The following is a 12,449-nucleotide window of genomic DNA, read 5'->3' on the forward strand; positions in this document are numbered from 1 at the left end:
TGCATTTCATTACACGTTGCTTTTTTCTTTTTAATTGATATTGAAATATTCAGTTAATTCAACTATAATCAGGATACTATTCAAAATGGAAAGCAGGTGATTGTGCTTATGATGTTATACCTTCCAATAGATAATGATTTGAAACTCGTGCAACCGGAAATACAAATGGCACAATCATTGTTTAATGTGATTGAGCAAGAAAGAGCGTTCCTCTCAACTTATCTTCCTTTTATTGATCACACGCTTTCAGTTCAAGATGAGATAGAATTTATTAAATTGATGCTTACACATCAATCAAGAGGCACAGGCAGATTATTTTTGATTTATTATCAAGACCAACTTGTGGGTACGATAGACTTGCATCAAGTGAACCAAGAGCATCAGAAAGCTTGGGTAGGCTATTGGTTGAGCAGTCAATATAATGGTCGAGGGATTATGACACGTTGTCTGACTGCACTATGCGACTTTGCATTTAATTCATTGAACCTGAATAAATTATCGATTCATGCGAATATCAAGAATGAGCCGAGTATTAATGTTGCTAAACGTGCAGGATTTCAATATGTCGGTTCCGATAAAGAAGAATTGTACGAACGCGGACAATATGAAGATTTTGTAAGATATGCATTGCTTAAGCGCGAATTCAATTCACAAAATTCATTATAAATTAAGGTAACGCCTGTCAACGTTTAAAGGAGTTTTGTTATACTGATAACGTAAGTTTCAAGATAGGAGTTGTCAGTAATGACTGAACGTAAATTAGTCGCAGAAAGTGAAATAGAAGTCAACGGCTACGACATAGATGCAATGGGCATTGTCAGCAACATTGTTTATATCAGATGGTTTGAAGATTTAAGAACGTTATTTATTAATCAGCATATGAATTACTCTGAAATGATGAAACAAGCAATTTCTCCGATTTTGATGCATACTGAGGCAGATTATAAAATGCCAGTCACAATTCATGATCGCCCGGTCGGCAGATGCTGGTTAACAAAAATCAGCCGAATGAAATGGGTCTTTGAATTTGAAATCAGTTCTGGTGATAAAGTACATTGCAAGGGCATGCAATACGGCGGCTTTTTCAATTTGGAAGAACAGAAAATTATCCCTGTCCCAGATATCTTCAGAAATATTTAATGCATAAAAGTAAGGATTAATCTTCGAAAACATGATGTTTTCGGAGATTTTGTAATATACATATCAGAAAAGAGGCATGATAGGCATGACACAACAGCAACATCCGCATTTAACAGCGTTTAAAGCTGCTTTCCCTCAAACCATCCCAATCTTTGCGGGTTTTTCTTTTATCGGCATTGCGTACGGGATTTATATGCATTCTTTAGGATTCCATCCTATTTATGCAATGTTGATGAGTTTATTGATTTTCGCAGGATCTATGGAATTTGTGGCCGGCAGTTTATTGCTTGCGCCGTTTAATCCTTTCAGTGTCTTTATTCTGACGCTGATGCTGAATTCCAGACATTTATTTTACGGTATTTCGATGTTAGACCGCTTTAAAGGCACAGGCAATTATAAACCGTATTTGATTTTCGGTATGTGTGATGAGACCTTTGTCATCAATAATATGGCAAATGTACCTAAACATGTGGATCGTACTTTGTTTATGTTTTATGTCACATTGCTCAATCAGATTTATTGGTTCCTAGGCACAACAGTCGGCAGCTGGTTCGGAGTGTTTATCAAATTTGATACCACAGGCTTAGACTTTGTGATGGTCGCACTTTTTGTGGTCATTTTCTTAGAATCATGGCTTAAAGAAAAGAATCATGTCAGTGCACTTATCGGTTTAATCTTACCGACAATTTGTCTCATCCTATTTGGACCAAATCATTTTATCTTGCCTTCAATGATTTTAATTGTCATTGCTTTAACATTGTTGAGAGGCTATTTCAGCAGAAAGGGTGTGGCTTAATATGACTTTGACGCAGCAAATCATCACAATCGGTGTTGTCGTTATCGGGACGATGTTAACACGTTTCTTGCCGTTTTTGATTTTCTCAAAAGACAAGCCGACGCCTAAATTTATCCAATATCTCGGCACTGTACTGCCCGCTGCAGTATTCGGCTTTTTAGTCGTTTATGCATTACGCAAAACACCTGTGTTAACCGGCAATCATGGTTTGCCTGAACTGATCGCAATATTGGTCATCATCTTATTGCATGTCATTAAACGCAATATGCTGATATCTATTGCAGGAGGAACGATTGCCTATATGTTATTAGTACAATTTGTATTTTAAAAGCAATCCATCATGATGCATGGATTGCTTTTTTAAATTATAGTTGTTTGTTAATGACTTTCTTCGAATCGATTTGTTTTCCAAATAAAGACAGAAAGCATCCAGATTAAAATGAAGACAGCAACAAGAATATAACCTAAGTGGTCAAATTCAATGGCTGCAATAGTATTCCAAAAGCTGCCTTGCAAATGGAAGTGATCAATTAGAATTTGCATAAGTTCTACCATACCTATGATAAGTGCCGCAATGACAGATATCGCAGTGATTGTGATATTGTAATAGATTTTGCGTACAGGTTTTAAGAAAGCCCAATGGTAGGCGGACTGCATTAATAGGCCGTCTAATGTATCTAACAAACTCATGCCGGCCGCAAAAAGCAGCGGCAAGGCTAAGATGCCGATGAGTGAAATCGATTGTTCCGAGGCCCCTGAAGAGAGTGCCAGTAATGCAATTTCACTTGCAGTATCAAAGCCTAATCCAAAGAGGAAGCCTAGCGGCAATACATGCCAGCTTTGATTGATACATTTAAAATAAGGGCCGACAAAGCGGTTAATCAAGCCGCGTGATGCGAGCAATTCATCTAACTGTTCGTGGTGCAGGCGCTCTTTACGCAAGCGCATAAACAAACGTATCAATGCGATAAGAATGATTAGATTCAAAATACCGATTAACAGTAAGAACATACCGGAAACAATCGTGCCGATGATACCGCCGACAGCTTGAAAAGCAGGCAGCTGATGTTTCGCAAAACGGACTGAAATTCCCAGCAGCAATGCCATTATAAAGACGACACTTGAATGGCCGATAGAGAAATAAAAACCGACGCCGATTGGATTTTTCTTTTCTTGCATTAATTTACGTACGGTATTATCGATGGCGGCAATATGGTCAGCATCAAAAGCGTGTCTCAGTCCTAAAGTATATGCTAATAGTCCCATGCCGAACAGCATAGGGTGTGTTTGTCCTGCGATAAATAAAAACAGTAATCCTAGCCCATGCAAAGCTGCGACAATAAGCAAATAGGGGAGGATAGGTTGTTTAGGTATAAGATGATGATTCAATGGGTGTCAACTGCTTTCTGTTTTAAATTTGTATTGAGCAACGTTATTATTTTAATACTGAGGCTGGTGAAAGTAAAAGGTTATTGTATGTTTTCAAAGAAAAAGACATCAACGTGTATGTCATCATGTGTAAGGGGTAAAGTAACTATAATGGAAATTTTAAGGATTGAAAGAGAGAGAGGTTATAAATGTGTCAGACATCAATTATATTTCATCATTTGACGATGTGAACCTTTACAGCAAGATCACATTAGGGGAAAGACCTATCGCGAACTTAATTATTGTACAGGGGCTAACGGAAGATTTAGATGATTATGATAGTGTGGCTTCATTTTTTAATGAATATGACTATAATGTAATTCGTTATGACCAGCGTGGTCATGGCAATACTCCTGGGGAAGAGAAACTGTTGAATCATGTGGATGTAGTGATTGAAGATTTGAAAGCAGTTGTGGATTATGTGAAAGACAACTTGCACGGCAAAGTGTTTATCTTAGGGCATGGTGTAGGCGGTACGATAGCTACATTATTTGGTATCAGATATCCGCATCAAGTATACGGTTATATTTCTGCTGGCGGTTTATCGCCGACAGGCCAGCCGGTCTTTCGTGATGATGCGGTGGATCAATCTGTCGAGCTTCAAAGTCATGGCAGAGAAGAAAATTTGAAGAAGCATATGATGATTAAGACGTTTCGTGAAGCGGTGCGCAAAATGGATATCGAGTTTTCAAAATTTGATGACAGAGTATTAATTATGCATGGCGGCAGCGACAGAGTAGTAAGTTCGGATGATGCGATAGAGTTCTTTAAAAAATCTAAAACGACACATAAAGCTTTAAGAATTTATGATGGGCTGGATCATGAGTTATTAAATGTATCTTCATATCGTGGTATGTTATTATCAGATATTGTAAATTGGTTAGAATTTGAAATGTCGATGGATGAGGCAACGAAATAATCAGTTTTTAAAGATGAATTTTTGTTGCGGAGCATTCCAACCACTCAAGGAGTATGAATGAAAATGAAGAAAACACAACCTACGTTACATGATATTGCGAGAATTTCTGGACTCTCGATTGCGACAGTCAATCAGATTTTAGAAGATAAACGCCATGTGGCAAATGATAATGCACGTACACGTGTCGTTGAAGCATTAGAAATGTTAGGTTATGAACCCAGTCGCTATATTCAATCTTTACGCGGAGAAAGTGTTAAGACTATCGCATTTATTATGCCGAGACATGATGCTTATTATGCTTCGATTATCGATGCGATAGAACATCAAGAAGGTTCTGAAGGTATTCGTATTATTGCGATGGCTTCTAATGAACAAGCTGCGCGTCAAGATGCATTGATCGATTGGTTCGTTTCACAACAAGTCGACGGCATCATCGTATCTCCGGTGTCTGCACAAATGCGTATTGCGAAACGCTGGAGAGATATTCCAATGGTTATTATTGATAATCAAATTGAAGACGGCTTATTGCCATATATCGGTATGAACTACGAAGATACAACATATCAAGCAGCAGAACATTTATTGCAACACAATCACAAAGCTATTGCGCTGATTCTAGGCAATGAAGCATCAAGTGCGACAGCAGATTCCAGAATGGGCTATAAAGCTGCACTTGAAGATTTTGAATTTCAAATGGACGAGCGTCTGATTGCGTATCAATATACAGATTTAAGTTTAAATGCGACAGAACGTTATGGTTATGAGACAACTCAAGCATTATTTAGCCAAGCACAGCATCCGACAGCATTAATCGCAGCGAACCATGCGATGCTTACTGGTATCTTGCAAGCATTGAAAGCACAAGAACTATCTGTACCTGAAGATGTTGCAGTCGTCACATTAGAAGAAAACAGCTGGAATAAAGTACATGCGCCTGAACTGACTTCTGTCGGTATTGATTCAGAATCGATCGGCGCTTCGATATTCAAACGTTTGAAACAGTACTTTGATGGCGAAACCGATACGATTGCATCAGATTGGCTAGCCGCGCGTTTGAATGAGAGAGCCTCCAGCCGTAAACATTTATAAAATGAGTGAAAATAAAATAATACAATAAAAACAGACCTGGTCAGCATGTCTTAAAGAAAGGGAGAAAAGACATAGCAGTGACGAGGTCTGTTTTATTAGGGATTTTAGAAATGATACACTAGGGATTTTTAAAATGCTTTTGATTGTTTGTTTAACGGATACATTTAAGGGTTTTGTCTGCGCACCCTTATAAGGGCAACAGTGGATATTACAATACCAATAATAATGGCTATGACAGCACCTGATTCTGGATGGTCAACGTGTCCTGCTTTTGGCAAGGCAGCATATGATGATTGTTCGCCTTGATGTTTTGTGCTTGCATCTTGCCCAGTTTGACCTTCTGAAGCTGCTGCTGATTTTTGATTCTCATTGTTTTGTACCGCTTTTTGTTGATGGGTTGTGGACTCAGCAGCTGTTGCTTTGCTAACTTCATTTGCATCTGCTTTGCTTGCTGCTGAAGGGTGCGTTTGAGTATTTGATGAAGAAGCAGTATCGGGTTGATCTTCTGCACCATCAGCCACAAGAGTTGTACTTGATGCGTTAGGGTTGTCATCAAGTGATTGAGATGTTTCTGAATTTTGGACCAAAGCGGATTGCTTAGCGGACTGTTCGTTTGAGACATCATTATTTTCGGCAGCGTTTATCACTCCAGGCATATTAGTAAATAGTAAACCGCTTAAAGCGATTGTTGAAACATGAAGCAAGCATTTCTCTTTACTTAACTTCATACGCATGAAAACAACACTCCTATTCCAAAATGAAAGTGTCATGTCATCCATGGTGTCAACTGGCAGTGTGTAAATCCAAAAGGATGAAACAGACGATTTCGACAACAACGAAGAAAGTTGAAAGCAGCTGCGGATATGTTATTTATGAAGGGTTCAATGGGATGTACAAATGATAAATAAGAATAGTATTGCTTTCCGTCAGCACTTTAATGTTCAACTTCTTCAACTCTAGGATGGCATAGGAATGTTAAGCAGGATTTAATCTGAGTTAAAGGATTGATAAACTTCGTAAATATTCAGTATATTAGAACATTTTCAGTGTGAAAGTACTATGAAAACTTGAAGTGTCAAGGCATGAAGGACTAAATCCGACAAATTGTGTATAATTCGTTGGTTTAAAGTTATTTTGCAAAGTGTTATAGTTACATGTGGAAAATAATTTGTATAGACAAATGATGATAAAAGCTAAAGGGAGTTATTATCATTATTTATCGGGTTCGTAGATTATTTTTATTTATGATTTAGTGTTTGAAATATCAATAGATGTTTATACTAATTGTGACAACTTTATATCCAAAGTACGAATATTTAGGAATATATATCAAAAAAACAGAGTAATTATAACCTAATTAAATAGTTTGTGAAATTATTCGCAATATGTTCACAATTAATATAATTAAGCTATTGAAAACGCTTCATCAAAGGTAGTATGATGTCGGTGGTAGGAAAATTAAATATATAGTAGGAAAAGAGGTCATTTGGCATGGATATTATTTTAGGAACTGGGACGTTATTGCTAGTCCTATTAGCAATGTCTTTATTCTTAAAGTTTGCTCCTTATGGTAAACAGGGGCTGCAAGCACTATCAGGTGCTGCATGTGCGACATTCTTGCCGCAAGCATTCTTAAGTTACGCAATCGGCGGTGTGTTTCACATTGAATTCTTCCAAAGAATAGGAGATATGGCTGGGAGTTTAAGCGGTATCGCAGTAGGTATTTTAACAGGTATGAAAATGGGTATCTCACCTGTTTTCGCAGTAATCATCGGTTTAGTATTACACGATCAAAAATTACTGCCTGCATTTATCGCAGCTTACTTAGTCAGCTTCGTAATTAAATTAATTGAGAAAAAGGTACCAGAGGGCTTAGACTTGATTGTAGTGATCTTAGTGGCTCCGGCATTAACATTCGGAATCGCTGGATTAATTTCACCAGGAGTAATGGCTGTGTTAAGACAAATCGGTGGTGCGATTACAGCAGTTGGTGACAACAATCCATATGCACTTGCAGTTATTTTAGGTTTAATCGTTCCAGTAGTAGGTATGACACCATTAAGTTCTATGGTATTAACAAGTCTATTAGGCTTAACAGGTGTTCCAATGGCAATCGGTGCATTAACTTGTACAGGTTCATCATTCGTTAACTTCATGTTATTCAGAACACTTAAAATCGGCGGCTTAGGTAAAGCATTCGCTGTTGCAGTTGAACCATTAACACAAATTGATACGATAGCGAAGTATCCGATTCAACTCTATGGCGCAAACGCCATTGTCGGTATGTTTAACGCGATCATCGTTACTATTGCAGGTTTAGTTATCAATGTAACGGGAATGGCAACACCAATAGCTGGTGCTATTGTATTATTCGGATTCAACAAACCTATTCCATCAGCTATTACAATCGTAGCTGTTATTGTAACAAGTATCATTCTTGGCTGGATTTTAGGTAAAGTAATCCAAAAAATCAACTTCAAGAAAATTACTGACAAACTACCAGGTAAAAAAGCTCAACCGTCAGAAGCAAATTAATAGAACATTTCTTATAAAGAGATTAAGGAGATGACATTACGCTATGGCACGTAAACATGACTACCAAAGCGCATTTGATATCATAGGTCCAGTAATGATGGGACCATCAAGTTCACACACTGCAGGTGCAGTTAAAATAGGCAACGCAGCAAGAATGGTATTGCAAGGCGAACCAGAAGATATTGAAGTTCATTATTATGAATCGTTCGCACAAACACATTTAGGTCACGGTACTGATGTTGCGATTATCGGAGGTTTACTTGGTTACAGTACGTTCGATGAACGTATTAAAAACGCAGTAGACATCGCAAAAGACGAAGGTATCGGTGTTCGTTTCATTGAAGAAACAGGCAGAAGCTTAGGTGAACACCCTAACTGTGCATTAATCAAAGCAAAACAAGGAGATCGCCACATTGAATTAAACGGTATTTCAATCGGCGGCGGTACAATTAAAATTAAAAGCATTAATGTCAATGGTCAATGTATTCTAATGAACCATGGTTTACCATTATTAGAAATCGATGGACCAACAGATAATGCGACAATCAACCACTTAATTAACGATTTAATCGAACATGGTGCAGACATCAACGAAGAAATTAAAACAATTAATCCTGATGGCTGTTTAATGGCATTGCATTTAAACAAAGCTTTATCAGAAGACGTACTGAATAAATTAAGAGAAAAGTATAGCGACTTAAACTTTGCATATATAAAATAAAGAGGTGTAATGTATGTTTGATTCAATTAAAGAGATCATAGATTATGCGAATGAACATGATATGAAATTCTCAGAAATTATGATTCAAGAAGAGATGGAATTAAGCGGTAAATCTCGTGAAGAAATCCGCGAACAAATGAGAACAAACTTAGAAGTAATGCGCGATGCAGTTGAAAAAGGGACAACTGGCGAAGGCGTAAAAAGTGTTACAGGGTATACTGGCCAAGATGCCATTAAAATCAAAAACTACAATGATAACAACCATGCGTTAGCTGGTAAAGAAATGATGCAAGCGGTTATGGGCGCAGTTGCGACAAACGAAGTTAACGCAGCAATGGGTATCATTTGTGCAACTCCGACAGCTGGTTCCTCGGGTACAATCCCAGGTACACTATTCAAATTAGAAGCATCACACAATCTTACAGAAGATCAAATGGTAGACTTCTTATTTGCAGCTTCAATCTGCGGACGTGTTGTAGCAAACAACGCAAGTGTTGCAGGCGCGACTGGCGGTTGCCAAGCTGAAGTAGGTTCAGCAGCAGCAATTGCAGCAGCAGCGGCAGTTGAAACATTCGGCGGTTCTCCTGAAGCATCTGGTCATGCTTTAGCAATCGCAATCAGCAACCTTTTAGGTCTAGTATGCGACCCAGTTGCAGGATTAGTAGAAATTCCATGTGTTATGCGTAACGCGATTGGTTCAGGCAACGCATTAATTTCAGCTGACTTAGCATTAGCTGGCGTGGAAAGCCGTATCCCAGTTGACGAAGTTATCGAAGCTATGGACAAAGTAGGTCGTAACTTACCAGCTGAATTACGTGAAACTGGTTTAGGCGGTTTAGCAGGTACACCTACAGGTGAAGCAATTAAACGTAAAATCTTCGGAGACTCTGAAGTTAAATCATAATTGTTACTAAAATATGTAAATTCCATTTAAAAGATGGATTAATGGTTTTTGAGAAACACACAATCACTAAAAGGTTGTGTGTTTTTCTTTATTCACTTATAAATTTTCACAAAATTCAAAATTTATATTGCAAATTATCCCTTTTATAGGTAAACTAGTCAAAAGGGGATGATGGGATATGATAACTCGATTATTATTAATTTTTGTAGCTTTCATCATTAACTCAGCTATCACATTTTATCTGACGGATATCGGGACAATGATGAATAACTTATTGAAGTCTATGTCAATCAGTATGATCATTGTATTCTTATTCTATTACACTAAGTTAATGATGGAGATAAAAGGGGAATAACAAAATCAGCAACTTTCTAAATGAGATGACTTCGGGGGCATCTCATTTTTTATTTCATTGAAAGGATGAATGTTATGTCAATACTCGTTATTATTGCACATCCCAACTTAAACGAAAGCACAGTAAATCAAGCCTGGAAGGAACAACTAAAACAGCAATCTGAGTTAGTGGATGTACATGATTTGTATCAAGCATATCCTAACGGCAAAATTAATGTGGAAAAAGAACAACATCTCATAGCGCAATATGACCATATTGTATTTCAGTATCCTGTATTCTGGTTGAATTATCCGCCGCTCTTGCAAGAATGGTTCGATCAAGTTTATTCAGGAGACTTTGATTTTGATTCGGACGGCTTAAAAGGAAAACGTTTCGCTTTAGCAGTGTCATGCGGACAGCCGAAAGTCCATTATCAAAAAGATAATGCTATCGGATTTACATTAAAAGAAATTTGTTCGCCGATTATCGGTGTTGTACATTTAGTCGGAGGAAAATTCTTCGACATTCATGCGATATATGAAACAGACAAGATTAATAATAAATCAGAATTAGCAGGAAATACGGCAGATTATATTCGTTTCCTTGAACAATTCTCAGCGTATTAAACTAAGCAGTTTCCTTTAGTCTCTTGATAGGCTCCATTATACTATTAGGTGACTACATATGATGAGGAGCGAAATATTAATGGAACAACAAGCGATACGCGAACAAATTTTAGACGCATTCAATTTCAGACATGCGACAAAACGTTTCAACCCAGATAAAAAAATCAGCTCAGAAGATTTCCACACAATTATTGAGTCAGGACGTCTGTCACCAAGTTCTATCGGTTCAGAACCATGGCGTTTCCTAGTCGTTCAAAATGAAACATTGCGCAAAAAATTAAAAGAAGTTTCATGGGGTGCACAAGGCCAATTAGATACTGCCTCTCACTTTGTGATTATCTTAGCACGTAAAAACGTACGTCCAGGTACAGAGTACTTAACACACATTATGAAAGAGATTAAAAATGTACCAGATGATATATTAGACGATATGAATCAACGTTATGAAGCGTTCCAAAATGACAGTTTGAACCTTTATGAAAGCGAACGTTCATTATGGGATTGGGCCAGCAAACAAACTTACATTGCATTAGGCAATATGATGTCTGTTGCTGCGTTCTTAGGTGTAGATTCATGTCCGATTGAAGGTTTCGGTATGAAAGAGGTCACACAATTGCTTTCTGATGAAGGCATTATGAATGAAGATGAATTCTTGCCTTCAGTAATGGTCGCATTCGGTTATCGTGCAGATGAACCTAAACGCGGCAAAACACGTCAAGCATATGATGACGTCATTGAATGGATTGAATAATATTTTATTGACCTGGGTTAAGCAGCTCAGGTCTTTTATTTTGTTCAGTTATACAATATAAATTATCAGAATTTTGTGTTTGTTATAGGTGCAAATTTGCTATAATTAAAGCTGTCAATCTATTTTATTCTTGCTTCATAGAATGAATACATAAAGGAGTGTCAAAATGGTTAAAATTAAAATGTTTAACGTGGCACCTTACGAAGTGCCGGCAATTGAAAATTGGGTCGCAAAACACGACAACATTGAAGTTGATTATGAGAGCGGACCGATGACAAAAGAAAATATCGCAACAGTGAAAGGGTATGACGGCCTTTCTTTATCTCATAACGGACCTTTTAATTCGGACTTCTATCCGATTTTAGCAAGTTACGGTATCAAACAAATTGCACAGCGCAGTGCAGGCTTTGATATGTATGATTTAGAGGAAGCTTCAAAGCATGGTTTGATTATTACGACAGTACCGAGCTATTCGCCAAGTTCCATTGCTGAGTTTGCGGTGACAGGGGCATTGTATTTTGTCAGACAAGTGCCTTTGATTCAACAACGTATGCAGCAGCATAACTTCGTATGGGATCAGCCATTAATTTCGCGTCCGGTTAAAGATTTAACGGTCGCAGTAGTAGGTATCGGACGTATCGGCAGTGTTACTGCAAGATTATTTAATGGCTTTGGATGCAAAGTTGTCGGTTATGATCCAGTCAGAAATCCTGAACTGGAAAATATTGTAGATTATAAAGATACATTAGTTGAGGCAATTTCAGAAGCGGATATCGTTTCGCTCCATGTACCGGGCAATAAAGAAACATATCATTTGTTTGATAAATCTGTATTCAAACAATTAAAAGATGGTGTCATCTTAGTTAATGCGGCACGCGGTACCGTTGTAGAGACTGAGGCATTGCTTAATGCATTAAACAGCAATAAAGTATCAGGTGCTGTGATTGATACGTATGAAAATGAAGCACATTATTACCGCAGAGATTTTTCTGAACAAACAATCGAAGATGAAAATTTATTGGAATTAATCCGACGCGACGATGTGTTAGCTTCTCCGCACATTGCATTCTTTACACATGAAGCTGTGAAAAATCTTGCGGAAGGCGGATTGAATAGTACGATGGAAGTATTGAATACAGGAGATGCACAGCACAGAGTAAATTAACAAGTACGTGAACCAATTTTCAGAAAGGGGGAATGTTCATT

Annotated in this window: 15 protein-coding genes; 13 read left to right on the plus strand and 2 right to left on the minus strand. The window is 37.7% G+C overall.

Annotation, left to right across the window (positions count from 1 at the left end; all coding sequences use genetic code 11):
- Positions 1–108 precede the first annotated feature (108 nt).
- The 4 genes from C7N65_RS03410 to C7N65_RS03425 all read left to right on the plus strand — a co-directional run bounded on the left by C7N65_RS03410 (position 109) and on the right by C7N65_RS03425 (position 2,264).
- The gene (locus tag C7N65_RS03410; protein ID WP_105993075.1) at positions 109–666 is read left to right on the plus strand and encodes a GNAT family N-acetyltransferase; all 558 of its coding nucleotides are present in this window, start codon (positions 109–111) and stop codon (positions 664–666) included.
- Positions 667–744: 78 nt separating this feature from the next.
- Entirely contained in the window at positions 745–1,140 is a 396-nt protein-coding gene (locus tag C7N65_RS03415) for an acyl-CoA thioesterase (RefSeq protein ID WP_105993076.1), read from the plus strand.
- A gap of 85 nt (positions 1,141–1,225) precedes the next feature.
- Positions 1,226–1,936: an AzlC family ABC transporter permease gene (locus C7N65_RS03420; RefSeq protein ID WP_199790645.1), complete on the plus strand. Its 711-nt coding sequence runs from the start codon at positions 1,226–1,228 to the stop codon at positions 1,934–1,936.
- A 1-nt stretch (position 1,937) separates the two neighbouring features.
- Positions 1,938–2,264: a branched-chain amino acid transporter permease gene (locus tag C7N65_RS03425; RefSeq protein WP_105993078.1), complete on the plus strand. Its 327-nt coding sequence runs from the start codon at positions 1,938–1,940 to the stop codon at positions 2,262–2,264.
- A 50-nt stretch (positions 2,265–2,314) separates the two neighbouring features.
- On the opposite strand, the gene C7N65_RS03430 is transcribed toward C7N65_RS03425, so the two are convergent.
- Positions 2,315–3,325 carry a HoxN/HupN/NixA family nickel/cobalt transporter gene (locus tag C7N65_RS03430; protein ID WP_105993079.1) on the minus strand — a complete coding sequence of 337 codons (1,011 nt, stop codon included), beginning with the start codon at positions 3,323–3,325 and terminating at the stop codon, positions 2,315–2,317.
- Between the two features lie 190 nt (positions 3,326–3,515).
- Between C7N65_RS03430 and C7N65_RS03435 the strand changes: the two genes are divergently transcribed.
- The gene (locus C7N65_RS03435; RefSeq protein WP_105993080.1) at positions 3,516–4,283 is read left to right on the plus strand and encodes an alpha/beta hydrolase; all 768 of its coding nucleotides are present in this window, start codon (positions 3,516–3,518) and stop codon (positions 4,281–4,283) included.
- A gap of 63 nt (positions 4,284–4,346) precedes the next feature.
- Entirely contained in the window at positions 4,347–5,372 is a 1,026-nt protein-coding gene (locus tag C7N65_RS03440) for a LacI family DNA-binding transcriptional regulator (RefSeq protein WP_105993373.1), read from the plus strand.
- A gap of 164 nt (positions 5,373–5,536) precedes the next feature.
- On the opposite strand, the gene C7N65_RS03445 is transcribed toward C7N65_RS03440, so the two are convergent.
- On the minus strand, positions 5,537–6,106 hold the full coding sequence (locus C7N65_RS03445) for a hypothetical protein (protein ID WP_105993081.1): 570 nt from the start codon (positions 6,104–6,106) through the stop codon (positions 5,537–5,539).
- A gap of 757 nt (positions 6,107–6,863) precedes the next feature.
- Here C7N65_RS03445 and C7N65_RS03450 point away from each other — a divergent pair.
- The 7 genes from C7N65_RS03450 (at position 6,864) to C7N65_RS03475 (ending at position 12,408) form a co-directional block, all read left to right on the plus strand.
- Positions 6,864–7,907: a PTS sugar transporter subunit IIC gene (locus tag C7N65_RS03450; protein WP_105993082.1), complete on the plus strand. Its 1,044-nt coding sequence runs from the start codon at positions 6,864–6,866 to the stop codon at positions 7,905–7,907.
- A 43-nt stretch (positions 7,908–7,950) separates the two neighbouring features.
- On the plus strand, positions 7,951–8,628 hold the full coding sequence (gene sdaAB, locus C7N65_RS03455) for an L-serine ammonia-lyase, iron-sulfur-dependent subunit beta (protein WP_105993083.1): 678 nt from the start codon (positions 7,951–7,953) through the stop codon (positions 8,626–8,628).
- 13 nt (positions 8,629–8,641) lie between these two features.
- A complete protein-coding gene (gene sdaAA, locus C7N65_RS03460) occupies positions 8,642–9,532 on the plus strand; it encodes an L-serine ammonia-lyase, iron-sulfur-dependent, subunit alpha (RefSeq protein ID WP_105993084.1) in 891 nt (296 codons plus the stop codon).
- Positions 9,533–9,710: 178 nt separating this feature from the next.
- A complete protein-coding gene (locus C7N65_RS12600) occupies positions 9,711–9,887 on the plus strand; it encodes a hypothetical protein (protein WP_162912115.1) in 177 nt (58 codons plus the stop codon).
- 74 nt (positions 9,888–9,961) lie between these two features.
- The gene (locus C7N65_RS03465; RefSeq protein WP_105993085.1) at positions 9,962–10,492 is read left to right on the plus strand and encodes an NAD(P)H-dependent oxidoreductase; all 531 of its coding nucleotides are present in this window, start codon (positions 9,962–9,964) and stop codon (positions 10,490–10,492) included.
- Positions 10,493–10,571: 79 nt separating this feature from the next.
- Positions 10,572–11,243, plus strand: coding sequence for an NAD(P)H-dependent oxidoreductase (locus C7N65_RS03470; RefSeq protein ID WP_105993086.1), 672 nt, complete (start codon positions 10,572–10,574; stop codon positions 11,241–11,243).
- 166 nt (positions 11,244–11,409) lie between these two features.
- Positions 11,410–12,408: a D-2-hydroxyacid dehydrogenase gene (locus C7N65_RS03475; protein ID WP_105993087.1), complete on the plus strand. Its 999-nt coding sequence runs from the start codon at positions 11,410–11,412 to the stop codon at positions 12,406–12,408.
- Positions 12,409–12,449: the final 41 nt, after the last annotated feature.

The sequence above is a fragment of the Staphylococcus simulans genome (assembly GCF_002994445.1).
GTDB lineage: Bacteria > Bacillota > Bacilli > Staphylococcales > Staphylococcaceae > Staphylococcus > Staphylococcus simulans_B.

Excerpts from the sequence above, each read along its gene's own strand:
- C7N65_RS03410 (WP_105993075.1), top strand. The coding sequence starts at position 109 with ATGATGTTATACCTTCCAATAGATAATGATTTGAAACTCGTGCAACCG.
- C7N65_RS03415 (WP_105993076.1), top strand. The coding sequence starts at position 745 with ATGACTGAACGTAAATTAGTCGCAGAAAGTGAAATAGAAGTCAACGGC.
- C7N65_RS03420 (WP_199790645.1), top strand. The coding sequence starts at position 1,226 with ATGACACAACAGCAACATCCGCATTTAACAGCGTTTAAAGCTGCTTTC.
- C7N65_RS03425 (WP_105993078.1), top strand. The coding sequence starts at position 1,938 with ATGACTTTGACGCAGCAAATCATCACAATCGGTGTTGTCGTTATCGGG.
- C7N65_RS03440 (WP_105993373.1), top strand. The coding sequence starts at position 4,347 with ATGAAGAAAACACAACCTACGTTACATGATATTGCGAGAATTTCTGGA.
- C7N65_RS03445 (WP_105993081.1), bottom strand. The coding sequence starts at position 6,106 with ATGCGTATGAAGTTAAGTAAAGAGAAATGCTTGCTTCATGTTTCAACA.
- C7N65_RS03450 (WP_105993082.1), top strand. The coding sequence starts at position 6,864 with ATGGATATTATTTTAGGAACTGGGACGTTATTGCTAGTCCTATTAGCA.
- sdaAB (WP_105993083.1), top strand. The coding sequence starts at position 7,951 with ATGGCACGTAAACATGACTACCAAAGCGCATTTGATATCATAGGTCCA.
- sdaAA (WP_105993084.1), top strand. The coding sequence starts at position 8,642 with ATGTTTGATTCAATTAAAGAGATCATAGATTATGCGAATGAACATGAT.
- C7N65_RS12600 (WP_162912115.1), top strand. The coding sequence starts at position 9,711 with ATGATAACTCGATTATTATTAATTTTTGTAGCTTTCATCATTAACTCA.
- C7N65_RS03465 (WP_105993085.1), top strand. The coding sequence starts at position 9,962 with ATGTCAATACTCGTTATTATTGCACATCCCAACTTAAACGAAAGCACA.
- C7N65_RS03470 (WP_105993086.1), top strand. The coding sequence starts at position 10,572 with ATGGAACAACAAGCGATACGCGAACAAATTTTAGACGCATTCAATTTC.
- C7N65_RS03475 (WP_105993087.1), top strand. The coding sequence starts at position 11,410 with ATGGTTAAAATTAAAATGTTTAACGTGGCACCTTACGAAGTGCCGGCA.